Annotated in this window: 13 protein-coding genes; 5 read left to right on the plus strand and 8 right to left on the minus strand. The window is 70.2% G+C overall.

Annotated features, from left to right (window positions below; genetic code table 11):
- Positions 1–302 precede the first annotated feature (302 nt).
- The 4 genes from IEY95_RS28970 to IEY95_RS28985 all read right to left on the minus strand — a co-directional run bounded on the left by IEY95_RS28970 (position 303) and on the right by IEY95_RS28985 (position 4,075).
- Positions 303–2,624 (minus strand): HelD family protein, encoded by a 2,322-nt coding sequence (locus IEY95_RS28970; RefSeq protein WP_189189404.1) that lies wholly within the window; start codon positions 2,622–2,624, stop codon positions 303–305.
- 98 nt (positions 2,625–2,722) lie between these two features.
- The gene (gene trxA / locus IEY95_RS28975; protein ID WP_308429348.1) at positions 2,723–3,055 is read right to left on the minus strand and encodes a thioredoxin; all 333 of its coding nucleotides are present in this window, start codon (positions 3,053–3,055) and stop codon (positions 2,723–2,725) included.
- Entirely contained in the window at positions 3,052–3,480 is a 429-nt protein-coding gene (locus tag IEY95_RS28980; protein ID WP_189189111.1) for a MerR family transcriptional regulator, read from the minus strand. The genes trxA and IEY95_RS28980 overlap by 4 nt, the downstream gene beginning before the upstream one ends.
- Before the next feature lie 73 nt (positions 3,481–3,553).
- Positions 3,554–4,075 (minus strand): Lrp/AsnC family transcriptional regulator, encoded by a 522-nt coding sequence (locus IEY95_RS28985; protein WP_189189112.1) that lies wholly within the window; start codon positions 4,073–4,075, stop codon positions 3,554–3,556.
- A gap of 65 nt (positions 4,076–4,140) precedes the next feature.
- Here IEY95_RS28985 and IEY95_RS28990 point away from each other — a divergent pair, with 65 nt between their 5' ends.
- Both IEY95_RS28990 and IEY95_RS28995 read left to right on the plus strand, forming a co-directional pair.
- Positions 4,141–5,076: an NAD-dependent epimerase/dehydratase family protein gene (locus IEY95_RS28990; protein WP_189189113.1), complete on the plus strand. Its 936-nt coding sequence runs from the start codon at positions 4,141–4,143 to the stop codon at positions 5,074–5,076.
- A gap of 1 nt (position 5,077) precedes the next feature.
- Positions 5,078–5,980, plus strand: coding sequence for an aldo/keto reductase (locus tag IEY95_RS28995; protein WP_189189114.1), 903 nt, complete (start codon positions 5,078–5,080; stop codon positions 5,978–5,980).
- Positions 5,981–6,003: 23 nt separating this feature from the next.
- Here IEY95_RS28995 and IEY95_RS29000 read toward each other — a convergent pair whose 3' ends face one another.
- From IEY95_RS29000 to IEY95_RS29010, 3 genes are all read right to left on the minus strand, one after another.
- A complete protein-coding gene (locus tag IEY95_RS29000) occupies positions 6,004–7,512 on the minus strand; it encodes an AAA family ATPase (protein ID WP_189189115.1) in 1,509 nt (502 codons plus the stop codon).
- A 79-nt stretch (positions 7,513–7,591) separates the two neighbouring features.
- Complete coding sequence (locus IEY95_RS29005) at positions 7,592–8,491, minus strand: NAD(P)-dependent oxidoreductase (protein ID WP_444544769.1); 900 nt, start codon at positions 8,489–8,491, stop codon at positions 7,592–7,594.
- 216 nt (positions 8,492–8,707) lie between these two features.
- Positions 8,708–9,472 (minus strand): DUF2127 domain-containing protein, encoded by a 765-nt coding sequence (locus IEY95_RS29010; RefSeq protein ID WP_189189117.1) that lies wholly within the window; start codon positions 9,470–9,472, stop codon positions 8,708–8,710.
- 237 nt (positions 9,473–9,709) lie between these two features.
- On the opposite strand from IEY95_RS29010, the gene IEY95_RS29015 reads away from it, so the two are divergent.
- Entirely contained in the window at positions 9,710–10,327 is a 618-nt protein-coding gene (locus IEY95_RS29015; protein ID WP_189189118.1) for a TetR/AcrR family transcriptional regulator, read from the plus strand.
- Positions 10,328–10,596: 269 nt separating this feature from the next.
- Here the strand turns inward: IEY95_RS29015 and IEY95_RS29020 are convergent, their stop codons facing one another.
- Entirely contained in the window at positions 10,597–12,012 is a 1,416-nt protein-coding gene (locus IEY95_RS29020; protein WP_189189119.1) for a cation:dicarboxylate symporter family transporter, read from the minus strand.
- 308 nt (positions 12,013–12,320) lie between these two features.
- Here IEY95_RS29020 and IEY95_RS29025 point away from each other — a divergent pair, with 308 nt between their 5' ends.
- Complete coding sequence (locus tag IEY95_RS29025) at positions 12,321–14,027, plus strand: ATP-binding protein (protein ID WP_189189120.1); 1,707 nt, start codon at positions 12,321–12,323, stop codon at positions 14,025–14,027.
- Entirely contained in the window at positions 14,024–14,707 is a 684-nt protein-coding gene (locus tag IEY95_RS29030; RefSeq protein ID WP_189189121.1) for a response regulator, read from the plus strand. The genes IEY95_RS29025 and IEY95_RS29030 overlap by 4 nt, the downstream gene beginning before the upstream one ends.
- Position 14,708 lies beyond the last annotated feature (1 nt).

The raw sequence follows: 14,708 nt of genomic DNA on the forward strand, positions 1-14,708 counted from the left end.
CGGCAGCGACATCCTCAACCCCGACCCCATCAAACCCGAACCCACCGCCGCCCACGGCCGCCCCGCGAGCATCCAACTCACCCTGCCGCCACTCGCCACCGTCTGGCTCCGCCCCGCCTAGGCATCTTTCGCCCCCTCCGCCCCTTCCCGTCCCGTACTGGGGGCTGCGCCCCCAGACCCCCCTAAAAGATTGCGCAGTTCCCCGCGCCCCTGTTCAGGGGTGCGGGGAACTGCGCGAACGGTTCTGGGGCGGAGCCCCAGGGTCGGGACGGGAAGGGGCGGAGGGGGCGAAGAAACCCGCCCTACACCAGCCCCGGCCCCCTCAGTGACTCCGGCAACTCCCTGGTGTGGAGCACCCCCAGCGCCTGCGTAGCCCGAGTCAGAGCCACATACAGGTCACTCGTCCCGTACAGCGCGGGCTCGACCACCAGGACGGAGTCGAACTCCAACCCCTTGGCCTGCCGAGGATCGAGCAGGACGACGCCACGGGTGAGGTCGGGCTCGGCCCCCGCCGTCACCCCGTCCAGCCGCCCGGCGAGCGAGGCATGAAGGGAACGCGGGGCGATGACAGCGACCCGCCCCTCCACCGGCGTCAACTCGCCCACCGCCTTGGCGACGGCCCCGGGAAGATCGTCACCCGCGGCGCGCACCCACGGCCGTACCCCGGTGGACCGTACGGACCGAGGCGGCTCGAACCCAGGACGCTCCGCCCGCACCACCCCCGCCGCGACATCCATGATCTCTGACGGGGTCCGGTAGTTGACGGCGAGACGCGTGTGCTCCCACCGGTCCTCGACGTACGGCGCGAGGATCTCGGACCAGGAGCCGACCCCCGCCGCCTCGGCGGTCTGCGCGGGATCGCCGACGAGCGTCATGGACCGCGTAGGACTCCGCCGCATCAGCAGGCGCCACGCCATCGGCGACAGCTCCTGCGCCTCGTCGACGATGATGTGGCCGAAGGCCCAGGTCCGGTCGGCCGCCGCCCGCTCGGCGGCGCTGCGGTGGTCCTCCTCCTCGTGCCGCTCGGCCATCCGCTCGGCGTCGATGATGTTGTGCGCCGAGAGGACCTCGGAGTCCTCCTCGTCCTTGTCCTCGAACTCGTAGGTACGAGAGGCGTAGGAGACGTCCAGGACGCCCTGCGCGTACGCGACTTGGGTACGACGCTCGTGGTCGGCAAGTGCCCGGGCCGCCCGGTCGTCCTCACCCAGCAGCTCGGCGGCCTCGTCGAGAAGGGGGACGTCCGCGGTGGTCCACTCGCGCGTGAGCTGCCGCCGTATCGCCACCGCCTCCTCCTGCGAGACGTATCCCTCCGGCTCGGCAAGGAAGTCCGCGACCACCCGCTGCGGGGTCAGCCGCGGCCACAGCTGGTCGATCGCGCCCCACACCTCGGGGTTCTCGGCCAGCTCGTCCCGGATCTGCGTGATGTCGCTCGCATCGAGCATGTTGGAGCCGTCGAACGGATCCGTGCCGATGCGTTCGGCCAGCATGTCGGTGAGGGTGTTGAGGATGTGACCCTCGAAGTGCTCGCGTGCGACGTTGTGGGGCAGTTTGGTCTCGCGGGTGCGTTCCCGGGCGACCTGGACGAGCCCGGCGTCGAGCATCAGGATGTCCCGGTCGTGCTCGATCGCGATCACCGGGTCGGGAAGGGCCTGGCGGTCACGGACCACGGCGGCCAGCACCTCGGCCATGTCGGCGCGGCCCTTCACGGCGGCCGCTTCGGGGGTGTCGATCGCCGTCGCCTTCACGCCGGGGAACAGCTCGCCGACCGTCGCGAGCAGGACGCCCGTCTCGCCGAGCGAGGGCAGCACCTCACCGATGTAGCCGAGGAAGGCCGGGTTGGGGCCGACGACGAGGACGGCGCGCTTGGCGAGCATTTCCCGGTACTCGTAGAGCAGGTACGCGGCGCGGTGCAGCGCCACGGCCGTTTTGCCCGTACCGGGACCGCCTTCCACCACCAGCACGCCCCGGTACGGGGCGCGGATGATCTGGTCCTGCTCGGCCTGGATGGTCTGCACGATGTCGCTCATGCGTCCGGTGCGCGCGGAGTTGAGCGCGGCCAGGAGCACCGCGTCGCCGGTCGGGTCCTCGTGGCCGGTCCGCTCGTGGTCCCCCAGGTCGAGGATCTCGTCGTGCAGATCGGTGACGTGCCGGCCGTCGGTGGTGATGTGGCGTCGCCGCCGCAGGCCCATGGGCGTGTGGCCGGTGGCCAGGTAGAAGGGGCGGGCGACCGGGGCCCGCCAGTCGATGAGGATCGGGGTGTGCTCGGTGTCGTCGGCGCGGATGCCGATCCGGCCGATGTGGTGGCTGACGCCGCTGGTGAGGTCGATGCGGCCGAAGCAGAGCGAACCGTCCACGGCGTTCAGCGCGGCGAGCAGACCGGAGCGCTCGGCGACCAGGACGTCCCGTTCGAGCCTGGCCTGCATGGGCGTGCTGCCCTGGGCGAGCGCGTCCCCCACGGATGCCTCCGTGACACCGCGCAGGGCGTCCACGCGCGCGTACAACCCGTCGATGAATTCTTGCTCATGGCGCAATTCATCGTCGGGAAATTCTGTGTGTGAGCCCCTGTTTGACAATTCCGCTCCCGCCCGGATATACTGTGGCCAGTGAACTTCCCCGCGACCCATTTTCTTGAAGTCGCGAACCATTGAATATACGCAAAGAAATCCCCCGAGCGCAATCGCTCAGGGGATTTTTTGTATGGCCGACAGAGTCCCGGTAAGGGTCAGAGCACGTCGGACAGCTCCTCCAGCAGCCGTCGCTTGGGCCGGGCGCCCACCATCGACTTCACGGGCTCGCCGTTGCGGAACACCATCAGCGTGGGCATCGACAGGACGCCGTACGCGATCGTGGTCTGCGGGTTCCTGTCCACGTCCAGCTGCACGATCTTGAGCCGGTCGCCCTCCTCGAAGGCGATGTCGCTGAGCACCGGTGCCAGTTGCCGGCACGGTCCGCACCAGTCGGCGGTGAACTCCACCAGTACGGGCAGGTCCGCCCCGATCACCTCCGTCTCGAAGTCCGCGTCCGTCACCTCGGCCACGCCTGCCGCCTTGATCATCGCGTTCGCCCTCCCAGTTCGCATACGGGTTCCGGGCCGCCCGGAACCTCCGCGTCGGCCGCCAGTACGTCACGCGCGCGCTCCGCCCGCGCCAACTGCTCACCGACCTTCGCGCGCACCGACTGCAACTCGTCGATCAGCCCGTCGAGTTCGCCGAGCTTGCGGCGGTAGACCGCGAGCGACGCGGGGCACGAGTCGCCCTCCGGGTGCCCGGCCCGCAGACACTCCACGAAGGGTCGCGTCTCCTCCAGGTCGAACCCGAAGTCCTGCAACGTCCTGATCTGCCGCAGCAGCCGCAGGTCGTGTTCGTCGTACGTCCGGTACCCGTTCTCGCCCCGCCGCGCGGGCAGCAGCCCTCGCGACTCGTAGTAACGCAGAGTCCGCGTGGTCGTCCCGGCCCGCGCCGCCAGCTCGCCGATTCGCATGCGTTGACGGTAGTCCTTGACGCCGACGTCAACGCAAACAGTGAGTTCGGGTGCCCCGCCCACCCGCATCGCATCAGCGTCCGACAGGCGGCAGCAGCGGCTTTTGCCGCACCGGCGAGGACAGCACGATCGAGGTCGTCGTACGCCCCAGCGCGGAGGTCTGTTCCAGGACGTCCTCCAGGTGGATCGTGTCCTCGACGGCGACCTTGAGGATCCAGCAGTCCTCGCCGACGACGTGATGGACCTCGACGACCTCGGGGCGGGACAGGAGCTCCAGGGTCCTGGGGTGCTTCAGGGTGTAGCCGCCGTGCGGGTTGACGCGGATGAAGGCCTGGATGCCGTAGCCGAGGCGCGCCGGTGAGACATGGGCGCCGTAGCCGGTGATGGCGCCCGCGGACTCCAGGCGCCGGACGCGTTCGGCGACGGCCGCCGGGCTCAGCCGTACGCGGCGGCCCAGCTCGCTGAGCTTGATCCGGCCGTCGTTCTGCAACAGCTCCAGGATCTGCCGGTCGAGCGCGTCGAAGGCCACCGACGTTTCGTTGGCGGCGGCGCGCAGCTGCCGTGGTTCCTTCGGTGCCGCGGCCGGATCTCCCATGACTCCCCCTTCAGACCTCACCCCTATGTCGGGAGAATTATGACCACAGGGCAGGAGCACACGGAATGAGAAGCGGGGAGGGCGTCGTGCGCGAGATATGCGTCATTGGCGGGAACCGGTATTTCGGAAAGCGTCTGATAGCGCGGCTGATGGCCGCCGGTGACCGGGTCACTGTCATCAATCGCGGTTCGTCGGCACCGCCCGCGGGGGCAATTCATCTGGTCGCCGACCGCAATGACGAGAATTCCCTGGAGAAGGCGCTGGGTTCGCGGACTTTCGACGTCGTCATCGACCAGGTCTGCTATACGCCCCGGCAGGCGGAGATCGCCCGAAGGGTGTTCGCGGGTCGCGCGCGGCGGTACGTCATGACGTCCACCGTCGAGGTGTACGAGTACGAGGACTCGGCCGCCCTCGTGCGCGAGGACGCCGTGGACCCTCGTACGGTCGCCGTCGACCTGGAACTCCCCTGGGACGACCCGGAGTTCCTCGACGCGCACTACGGCGAGGGCAAGCGGCAGGCCGAGGCGGTCTTCGCCCGTACCCGACCGGCCGAGCCCGCGTTCCCGTACGTGGCCGTCCGCGTCGCCCATGTCCTCGGCGGGGACGACGACTTCACCGGCCGCCTCGACCACTACACCGACCGTATCCGCACGGGCGAACCGATCGCCGTGCCCGCCGTGAACCACCCGGCGACGTACATCCATGTCGAGGAGATCGCGGACTTCCTCGCCTGGGCGGCGGGCGCGGACTTCACCGGGCCGGTGAACGCCGCCTCCCACGGGGCGCTCACCACGGAGGAGTTGTGCGAGGCGGTCGCCGCGCACGTCCCCGAGGGCGGGACGGTCTTCCGGAGTGTCGAGGTCGGTGAGGTCTCGCCGTTCTCGTTCGCCCGCTCCTACGGGATGGACAACTCCCGGGGCACACGGCTCGGTTTCACCTTCGGCGAGTCGAGCGAGTGGCTGCCGCGCGCGGTCGCCGAGACGCTCGGAAAGGACAACTGACATGAGGACCAGGCCCCTTGGAGATCTCCGCGTCGGCGCGGTCGGCCTCGGCGCGATGCCCCTGTCCATCGAGGGCCGCCCGGACGAGGCGCGGGCCCTGGCCACCGTGCACGCCGCCCTCGACGCGGGCGTGACCCTCCTCGACACGGCGGACTCGTACCATCTGCCCGGCGCCGAGCCCGGCCACAACGAACGGCTCCTGGCCCGCGCCCTGGCGACGTACGGCGGCGACACCAGCGATGTGCTGGTGACCACGAAGGGCGGCCGCGGCAGACCCTCCGACGGCAGCTGGACGGTGGCGGGGTCTCCCCCACACCTGAAGTCGGCCGTGGAGGCCTCCTTGAAGCGGCTCGGTGTCGAGGCGATCGGCCTCTACCAACTCCACAAGCCCGACCCCGCCGTCCCCTTCGAGGACTCGGTCGGCGCCCTGCGCGAACTCCTCGACGAGGGCAAGATCCGCCTGGCCGGCATCTCCAACACCACCACCGACCAGATCCGCCGGGCCCGCGCGATCCTCGGCGACCGCCTCGCCTCGGTCCAGAACCAGTACTCGCCCGCGGTGCGGCACAGCGAGCCGGAGCTCCGCCTGTGCGCCGAACTCGGCATCGCCTTCCTCCCCTGGAGCCCGCTCGGCGGCATCTCGCGCAGCTCCCTGGACGGCCCGTCGAAGGTGGCCTCCGACGACGCCTTCGACGCCTTCGACGCCTTCCACGCGGTGGCCCGCGAGCACGGCGTGAGCCCTCAACAGATCTGCCTGGCCTGGCTGCTGGCGATTTCCCCCGGTGTGATCCCGATTCCGGGCGCCAGCCGCCCGGAGACGATCCGGGACTCGGCGGGTGCGGCGGACCTGGTATTGGACGCGCAGGAGCTGGCGCGCCTTGACGCGGCGGCGGGGCGAGAGTGAGCTAGAGATCCATCAGAAACCCCCTAGTCGTCCTGAACATCCTCCAGGACGGTGCGGGGTGCCTGCTCCTGGCCGGCGGACCGCTCCGTCCGCACTCCCAGCAGCCTTCGCGTCAGCCGGTCCCGGTCCGAGAGCAATTCGTCCGCCGCCGCGCGCAGATCCTCCGGCCCCGTCCGCTCCGCCTCCCGCTCGGCCGCGATCAGTACGGCTCGTCGTACGAGCTCCTTGGTGAAGGATGCCGTCGTGCCCTCCGTGCGGGTGACGATCTCGTCGGTGAGGTCCTTGCCGAGGTCGAGGGAGGAGCCGTACAGGGCGAGGAGGCGGGCGCGGCCCTCGGCGTCGGGGACGGGGATCTCGACGGCGAGGTCGACGCGACCGGGCCGTTGGACGAGGGCGGGTTCCAGCAGGTCCGCGCGGTTGGTGGTGAGCAGAAAGGCGACGTCGGCGTCATCGCCGAGGCCGTCCATCTCGTTCAGCACCTGGAAGAGCAGGGGCTGTTCGCCGCCGCCGTGGTCGCGGGCCTCGGCGATGAGGTCGCAGTCCTCCAGGACGACGAGCGCGGGCTGCAGCATGCGCGCCAGCGCGCACGCGGGGCCGATGGCGTCGATGCTCGTTCCGGCCAGCACCACGACCGTGAACTCCGGGAGGTGGGAGAGGAGATAACGGATCGTGTGGGTCTTGCCGGTGCCGGGCGGGCCGTAGAGAAGGAGGCCGCGCCGCAGGTGCTGGCCGGCGGCGCGGAGACGCTCGCGGCGGCGCGCCACCCCGACCACCTGCCGCTCCACCCGGTCCAGCAGCCCTTCCGGCAGCACGATCTCCTCGCGGGCGAGCCCGGGACGGCGGTGAAAGCGGAACGGGCCCAGGCCGTGGCCGAAGTCGGAGCCCTCGAAGGAGAGGACCTGCCCGCGGAAGATGTTGTGTTCGCGGACCAGTGCGTCGATCTCGGCGAGCAGCCGGTCCGCGAACTCCTTCTCCTGGGCCAGAACCTCGATCTCGACCTTGTTGCGCCCGTACTCGTCCGCCGGGCCCCGCAGCAGCACCGCGAACCGCTCGTCGCCCTCCTGGCCGAGGTAGAACCCGAAGGAGACGCAGGCGAGTTCCTCGTCGGGCGAGATCGGCAGATGCGCGTAGTCCACCGCGCCGATCACGAACCGGTTGTACCGGTCGGCGGATTCGAGGATCTCGCCCAGCGTCAGATCCCCGTGGTGCGAGGCCCCCCGCATGCCGATCAGCTCGTACGAACGCCCCTCGGCCGCGAACCACCGCTCCACCGCCAGGTGCACGTTGGGCAGGTCGTAGGGGGCGTACGCGGCCTTGACCACCGGCTGGTCCCCCGGTGCCGTGCCCAGGTGCGCGCGCATCCGCTCGGTGAGATTGCGGCCGTCCGCGACCTGGGGTTTGGGCCGCGCGACCGCATCGAGGAACTGCTGGAAAAGCTCGCCGACCTGCTCCAGCGACAGCGGGGAACTCTCCCCCTCCGCGGCGAGCCGGGCCCGGTACTCCGAACTGCTGATGATCTCGGTCTCGCCCATGCCCGCCTCCGTGCCGTCCGGCCCACTGGGATCTCCCAGCCTGGGCCCCCACACGAGGGCCGGTCAAAGCATTTGGGCCTTATGACGTCGAACGTGCCCGTACCACCTCGATCGTGCTCGCCCAGCTGTCGGCCGCGTGCCCCCGGGCGATGGCCCGGTCGGCGATCTCCTTCACCGAGCGCAGGGTGCTCACGTCGAGCCCGCGGTGCTCGGCGGCCTCCAGCACATGGCCCGCCCCCGCGGCCATCATGCCGAGGTTCGCGGCGGCGCCCGGGTAGCTGCCCGCGTCGATGTCCTGGGCGGTACCGGCAGCGATGGGCGGCAGGATGGCGGCGATCGTGTCCAGGTAGGGGGCGAGCGAGGCCGCCGGCACCCCGTCCGCCTCGGCGAGCGCGAAGGCGTGCACGAGTCCGGCCATGCCGGAGTAGAAGAAGTCGAGCAGCGCCAGGTCGTAGACGGCGGCGAGGCCTTGGTCCTCCCCGAGGTACGCGGGGCGGCCACCCAGCGACTTGAGCGCACCCTCGTACTTCTCGTACGCCGCCCGCGGACCGCTGTAGAAGATGAGCGCCTCCGGCTGTCCGACGACCGGGATCGGCACCATGATCGAGCCGTCGAGGTAGTCGATACCGCGCTCGTTCGCCCAGGCGGCGGTGGTGCGGGACCGCTCAGGGGTGTCGGAGGTGAGGTTCACCAGGACCCGGCCGGGCAGGTCGCCGGCGGAGGCCTCGATGACCGACTGGGCCGCGTCGTGGTCGACCACGCAGACGACCACCAGGTCGGCCGCGCGGACGGCCTCGGCGGCGCTCACGGCCCGGACGGCGCCCTGGGCCGCCAGGTCACCGTCCTTGCCGGGCGAACGGTTCCACACGGTCGTGGGGTGGCCCGCACGGAGGAACGCGGCGGCGAGGGCCCGTCCCATCGCGCCGAGACCCAGGACGGCAACCGGAGTGCTTTCAAGGTCATTTGTCATGGCGGCCATGCTTCCCAAGGGGACAACCTCGCACAAGTACCGACTATTTGGTCAGTTACTCACCGAAAGGTAAGCAGTCGCCCGCCTCGGGGTCATGAAGACCACCGCCACGCCCGTCCGCGCAGGACCTGGCGCACGCCCTGGCCCGCCGCCCGGACACGTCGTGGGTGCGGCCGGCGTCGGGCGGCACGGAGATCCCGGCCGTGGCCCAGACGCCCGCGGGCCTTAGACCATGACGCCGGCGGACTCCTCCACCTCCAGCAGGGAGGCACTGTGCCGCTCCTCGTCGAAGGCCTTGCGGCCGCCGCGCAGCCCGAACAGGCGCTTGGCGAGGGCGATGTAGAGCACGGCGAGGATGTTGAGGACGAGCGTGGCGATCTTCAGATAGCTGACGTGCTCGCTGAGTTCGTAGATCTCCAGCGGGAGGAAGGCGGCGGTGGCGACGACCGTGAGGTACTCGGCCCAGCGCTTGGCGTACCAGAGCCCGCCCGCCTCGATGAGTTCGATCAGGGCGTACGCAAGGAGCAGCACGGCCACCAGCACCAGCGTGGAGTGCTTGTAGCCGAAGGTCTTCTGGATGGTGCCGACCACGGGAGAGTGGTCGAGGTCGTAGTGGAAGTGCTTGAAGACCGGGCGGAAGACGTCGAGATACTCGTCGAAGAGCCGGCGCACCGAGTCCTGGCTGTTGCTGAACTTCCACACGGCGGCCGCGACCAGCACGATGAACACGCCGCGTACGGCCCGTTCGATGGCCAGGAAGCGCAGGATGAACAGATCGCGCAGCACCTTGCCGCGCGGCACGAGCGGGGCTTCCTCCGCGGGTCCCGAGCCGTGCGGCTCACCGAGGGCGAAGTCACCGCAGCGCAGACAGCGCCACGCCTCACCGTGGCTCGTCTCGGCACGCAGCGGCACACGCAGCGCCGACTCGTCGGGCGCGTACGTCACGTGGCCGCGCCGCGCGCACGTGCGCCGGTCCCAGTCGATCTTCATGCTCCTTGCCCTCCGCAGAACGTGCCGTGCCGTGCCGGTCAGTCCGGCACGGCACGGTAGTGCATGTTCTACGAGACGGTGACCCGAGGGTCTCGGTTCCGAGCCCGGACTCGTCCGACGCCACCTCGGCCGCGACATCGCGCTCGGAATCGTCCGCCGGTTTGCACAGAACTGTGCAAGTTGATGAGGTGGAGGCCTTGTGGACGCAGCGCAGGACCTCGGCGAAGGGCATGCACCATGGCAGCCATGACCACGGGAAACGTCAGCCGCGCCGATGCGAACCGTCGTCGCATCCTCGACGTGGCGCTCGCCGAGCTGCTCCGCGACCCCGACGCGTCCATGGACCAGATCGCGCGGGCCGCGGGCGTCGTACGGCGCACGGTGTACGGGCACTTCCCGAGCCGGGAGGCATTGATCGGGACGCTCTTCGACGGGGCCGCGGAGGCGGTGGAGACGGCGCACGCGGACGGCCGGAAGGGCGTCGAGGACCCCGCGGAGTCACTGGTCCGCTCCACCCTCGCCGTGTGGGAGGTCGCCGACCGCTACCGGCTGCTGGTCGCGCTCGCGCAGCGCAGCGTCACGGTCCAGGGCATCCGCGAGCGGCTCACGCCGGTGCGTGAGGCCTGCGCGGACGTGCTCCAACGCGGCCTGGACCAGGGCGTCTTCGAGTCACCGCTGCCGGCGCCGGTACTGGCGTACGTGCACGAGCAGATGCTTTTCGCCCTCATGGAGGCCGTGAACGACGGCCTCCTCGCACCCGAAGAGGCGGGCCGCTCCGCCGCGGTCACCATACTGACCACGGCGGGCGTACCCGCCTCCCGCGCCACCGAGCTGGTGGCGAAACTGAGCGACTGAAGCAAGAGAAAAGCGACCGCGACAACGGAGCAAAGCGGCAGCGGAGCAAAGCGGCAGCTGAGCAAAGCGGCAGCGGAAACAAAAGGGCCGAGCGGCCAGGTCCACGGGGGAGGACCCAGCCACTCGGCGCCTTGGGGGCGCGCCCCGTTCAGGAGGGCACGCCCAGTTCGGGAGAGACGTCCCGTGAGGGGGCGGGGAGCCGCGCGACCAGCCACGACGTACTCGCGGTTGGCGCACGGCACTTCTCGGCCCGCGCCCCCAGTGGCGGGTTACGCCTTGGCGAGTTCCTTCTCGCCGCCCTGCCCGGGCACGTCCACGTGGGCGTCGGCCGCTTCGTCGTCCAGGAGCGTCTTCTCGTCGAACGGCAGCTCACCGGCGAGAACGCGGTTCACACGCTCCTTGTCGACCTCACCCGTCCACGTACCGATCAGCAGAGTCGCGACCGCGTTCCCCGCGAAGTTGGTGACGGCACGCGCCTCGCTCATGAACCGGTCGATACCGATGATCAGGCCGACCCCGTCGACGAGGGCGGGCTTGTGCGACTGCAGGCCGCTGGCCAGCACGGCGATACCGGAACCGGAGACACCGGCGGCTCCCTTCGACGCGACCATCATGAAGAGCAGCAGCCCGATCTGCTGGCCGATGCCCATCGGCTGGTCCATCGCGTCGGCGATGAACAGCGAGGCCATGGTCAGGTAGATCATCGTGCCGTCGAGGTTGAAGGAGTAGCCCGTCGGCACGGTGATGCCGACGACCGGACGGCTGACGCCCAGGTGCTCCATCTTCGCGATGAGCCGCGGCAGCGCGGACTCGGACGACGAGGTGGAGACGATCAGCAGGAACTCCCGGCCCAGGTACTTCAGCAGCTGGAAGAGGCTGACCTTGGCCACCAGCTTCGTCAGCGTGCCGAGCACGATGACGATGAAGAGGAAGCAGGTGATGTAGAAGCCGAGCATGATCGTGGCCAGCGCCTTGAGCGCATCCATACCGGTCTCGCCGATCACCGCGGCCATCGCGCCGAAGGCACCGACGGGCGCGGCCCACATGATCATGCCGAGGACGCGGAAGACCAGCCGCTGGATGTGCTCGACGCCGCGCAGCACCGGCTCACCGGTGCGGCCCATGGCCTGCAGCGCGAAGCCCACGAGCAGGGCGACCAGCAGCGTCTGGAGTACCTGGCCCTCGGTGAAGGCCGAGACGAACGTGGTCGGGATGATCCCGAGCAGGAAGTCGACGGGACCCTCGGCGGCGGCCTCGGCCTGGGTGTGTCCGACGCCCTTCACGGCCTCGGTCAGGTGCATCCCGCTGCCCGGGTGGATGATGTTGCCGACCACCAGACCGATGGCCAGTGCCACGAAGGACATGGCGATGAAGTAGCCGAGCGCGAGACCGCCGACCTTGCCGACCTTGGCGGCCTTCCGTACGGAGCCGACGCCGAGCACGATCGTGCAGAAGATGATCGGCGAGATCATCATCTTGATCAGGCTCACGAAGCCCGTGCCGATCGGCTTGAGCTCCTTGGCGAAGTCCGGCGCGGCGAACCCGACGGCGATGCCGAGGGCGACCGCGATGATCACCGCGATGTACAGATAGTGGGTGCGGTCCCGCTTGGCTGCGGGTGCGGCAGGTGCGGTGAGCGGTGTGCTGGCCACGGCTGCCCTCCTTGACGACGTCGTCGGCATCATCCGGCGTGCGGCTCACGACCGGGGGAACCCGGCGTGCGGCTCACGACCGGGGTATCCGGGAGGCGTGGACTCCCGGGGGATGCGGTGACTATCTCCCGGCCTGTGAGGGCGGTCACCCTTCCGTTCATTGAGTACATCGAAACGGCGAACGGCAGCGTGCTTACGCACTGGAGAAGGCTTCGAGGAGCGCCACGCAGCGACACAGAGCCGAATTTCCCTCTCAAATGGGGACAGAAGCAAATTAGTTCCTGTTTATGCAAAAACGCGGCACTGGAAGGTGACGGGCAGGAGCGAGGCACACTGATTCCATGCGATTCCCCCGCGTTCCGAGACCCCGCAGCCTGGCCGGCCAGCTCTTCGGCATGCAGGCCGTGCTGATCGCGGTCCTGGTCGCCGGGTACGCACTGTTCACCTACGTCAGCGACCGCAGCCAGGCCGAGGAGGCGGCGGGCCGGCAGGCCATGGCCGTCGCGCGTTCGGTCGCGGACGCCCCGTCGGTCCACCAGGCCATCCGCACCAGCAACCCCACGAAGGACCTTCAGCCGTACGCCCTCCAAGTGCAGCGGGACACCGGGGTCGACTTCGTGACGATCATGAACCCGCGGGGCATCCGCTGGACCCACCCGGACGAGAAGCTGATCGGCAAGCACTTCCTCGGGCACATCGGCCCCGCGTTGGCGGGCACATCCTTCACGGAGACGTACACAGGCAGCCTCGGGGCGTCCGTGCGGGCCGTCACCCCGATCTACGACAACGGCCACATCGTCGGCCTGGTCAGCGCCGGCATCAAGGTCGAGGCGATCACCAAACGCGTCCAGGACCAGGTCACCGCCCTCGTCGGGGTCGCGGGGGGCGCCCTGATCCTGGGCGGCATCGGCACGTACGTCATCAACGCCCGGCTGCGACGCTCCACTCACGGCCTGAACGCGGCCGAGCTCAGCCGTATGCACGACTACCACCAGGCCGCCCTGCACGCCGTGCGTGAGGGGCTGCTGATGCTGGACGGGCAGTTCCGGGTGGCGCTGATGAACGACGGCGGACGGGAATTGCTCGGCGTGACGGACGAGGCGGTCGGCCGCTCGGTGGCCGAACTCGGCCTGCCCGCGCCGCTGACGGGCGCGCTGCTGTCGGCCGAGCCGAGGGTGGACGAGGTGCATCTCACCGCCTCGCGCGTCCTGGTCGTGAACACCTCCCCGGTCTCGGGAGGCGAACGCCGGGGCACGGTGGTGACCTTGCGCGATGTGACCGAACTCCAGTCCCTGATGGGTGAGTTGGACTCGGAGCGCGGTTTCAGCGAGGCCCTGCGCTCACAGGCGCACGAGGCCGCGAACCGTCTGCACACGGTGGTGTCCCTCATCGAGCTGGGCCGCGCCGAGGAGGCCGTCGACTTCGCCACGGCTGAGCTGGAGCTGGCGCAGGCGCTCACCGACCAGGTGGTCGCGGCGGTCAGCGAACCCGTGCTCGCCGCGCTGCTGCTCGGCAAGGCGGCGCAGGCCAACGAGCGGGGCGTGGAGCTGGTGGTCTCCGACGACAGTGCCATCGACGACGGGCTGCTGCCGGCCTCGCTGTCCGCCCGCGACCTGGTCACCGTCCTCGGCAACCTGATCGACAACGCGGTGGACGCGGCACAGGGGACGGTCGGCGCGCGGGTCACGGTGACTGCGTTCACGGACGAGTCCGTGCTGGTGCTGCGGGTCGCCGACACCGGCGCCGGGGTGGACCCGGCCCACGCCGAACAGGTCTTCCAACGCGGCTGGTCCACGAAACCGGCGGGGCCCGGCGGTCGGGGTCTCGGCCTGGCACTCGTACGGCAGGCCGTGAGCCGTCACCAGGGCAGGCTGACGGTGCGGGAGGCGGCCGGGGGCGGGGCGGAGTTCGAGGTGCGGCTGCCGTTGCCTACGGTGTCCTCGGCCTCGGGCGCCCCGGGAGCAACCGTTGCCGAGCCCGAGCCCACCCCGTCCGAGCCCACCCCGTCCGAGCCTGCCCAGCCCGCCTTGCCTGGAGGCGACGTATGACCGACCCCGAGCCCATCCGCGTACTCGTCGTCGAGGACGATCCGGTCGCCGCCGACGCACACGTCATGTACGTCGGCCGGGTGCCCGGGTTCACGGCGGTCGGCAAGGCGCACACCGGCGCCGAGGCGCGCCGCGCCCTGGACCGTACGCCCGTGGACCTGCTCCTGTTGGACCTGCACCTGCCGGACGTGCACGGACTGCAGCTCGCCCGCTCCCTGCGGGCCGCCGGCTACCACGCGGACGTGATCGCGGTGACGTCCGCGCGGGACCTCGCGGTCGTACGGGAGGGGGTCTCGCTCGGGGTCGTCCAGTACGTCCTGAAGCCCTTCACCTTCGCGACACTGCGGGACCGGCTCATCCGGTACGCCGAGTTCCACGCGGCGGTGGGCGAGGCGAGCGGCCAGGACGAGGTGGACCGCGCCCTGGCCACCCTGCGTGCCCCGGGCCCGGCCGCCCTTCCCAAGGGCCTGAGCGCACCGACCCTCGAACGTGTCACCGTCGCCCTGCGGGACTGCGCCGACGGCCTGACGGCAGCCGGGGTCGCCGAGGCGGTCGGCATCTCCCGGATCACGGCCCGGCGGTACCTGGAGCACCTGGTCGAGGCGGGGCGGGCGGCGCGCGCTCCGCAGTACGGGCAGGTGGGGCGGCCGGAGTTGCAGTACCGGTGGGTGAAGGGATGAC

Origin of the sequence: Streptomyces albiflavescens (genome assembly GCF_014645835.1) — a bacterium.
Lineage (GTDB): Bacteria > Actinomycetota > Actinomycetes > Streptomycetales > Streptomycetaceae > Streptomyces > Streptomyces albiflavescens.

Coding starts and splice junctions, on each gene's coding strand:
- IEY95_RS28970 (WP_189189404.1), bottom strand. CDS start 2,624: ATGGGTCGCGGGGAAGTTCACTGGCCACAGTATATCCGGGCGGGAGCG.
- trxA (WP_308429348.1), bottom strand. CDS start 3,055: ATGATCAAGGCGGCAGGCGTGGCCGAGGTGACGGACGCGGACTTCGAG.
- IEY95_RS28980 (WP_189189111.1), bottom strand. CDS start 3,480: ATGCGAATCGGCGAGCTGGCGGCGCGGGCCGGGACGACCACGCGGACT.
- IEY95_RS28985 (WP_189189112.1), bottom strand. CDS start 4,075: ATGGGAGATCCGGCCGCGGCACCGAAGGAACCACGGCAGCTGCGCGCC.
- IEY95_RS28990 (WP_189189113.1), top strand. CDS start 4,141: ATGAGAAGCGGGGAGGGCGTCGTGCGCGAGATATGCGTCATTGGCGGG.
- IEY95_RS28995 (WP_189189114.1), top strand. CDS start 5,078: ATGAGGACCAGGCCCCTTGGAGATCTCCGCGTCGGCGCGGTCGGCCTC.
- IEY95_RS29000 (WP_189189115.1), bottom strand. CDS start 7,512: ATGGGCGAGACCGAGATCATCAGCAGTTCGGAGTACCGGGCCCGGCTC.
- IEY95_RS29005 (WP_444544769.1), bottom strand. CDS start 8,491: ATGGCCGCCATGACAAATGACCTTGAAAGCACTCCGGTTGCCGTCCTG.
- IEY95_RS29010 (WP_189189117.1), bottom strand. CDS start 9,472: ATGAAGATCGACTGGGACCGGCGCACGTGCGCGCGGCGCGGCCACGTG.
- IEY95_RS29015 (WP_189189118.1), top strand. CDS start 9,710: ATGGCAGCCATGACCACGGGAAACGTCAGCCGCGCCGATGCGAACCGT.
- IEY95_RS29020 (WP_189189119.1), bottom strand. CDS start 12,012: ATGATGCCGACGACGTCGTCAAGGAGGGCAGCCGTGGCCAGCACACCG.
- IEY95_RS29025 (WP_189189120.1), top strand. CDS start 12,321: ATGCGATTCCCCCGCGTTCCGAGACCCCGCAGCCTGGCCGGCCAGCTC.
- IEY95_RS29030 (WP_189189121.1), top strand. CDS start 14,024: ATGACCGACCCCGAGCCCATCCGCGTACTCGTCGTCGAGGACGATCCG.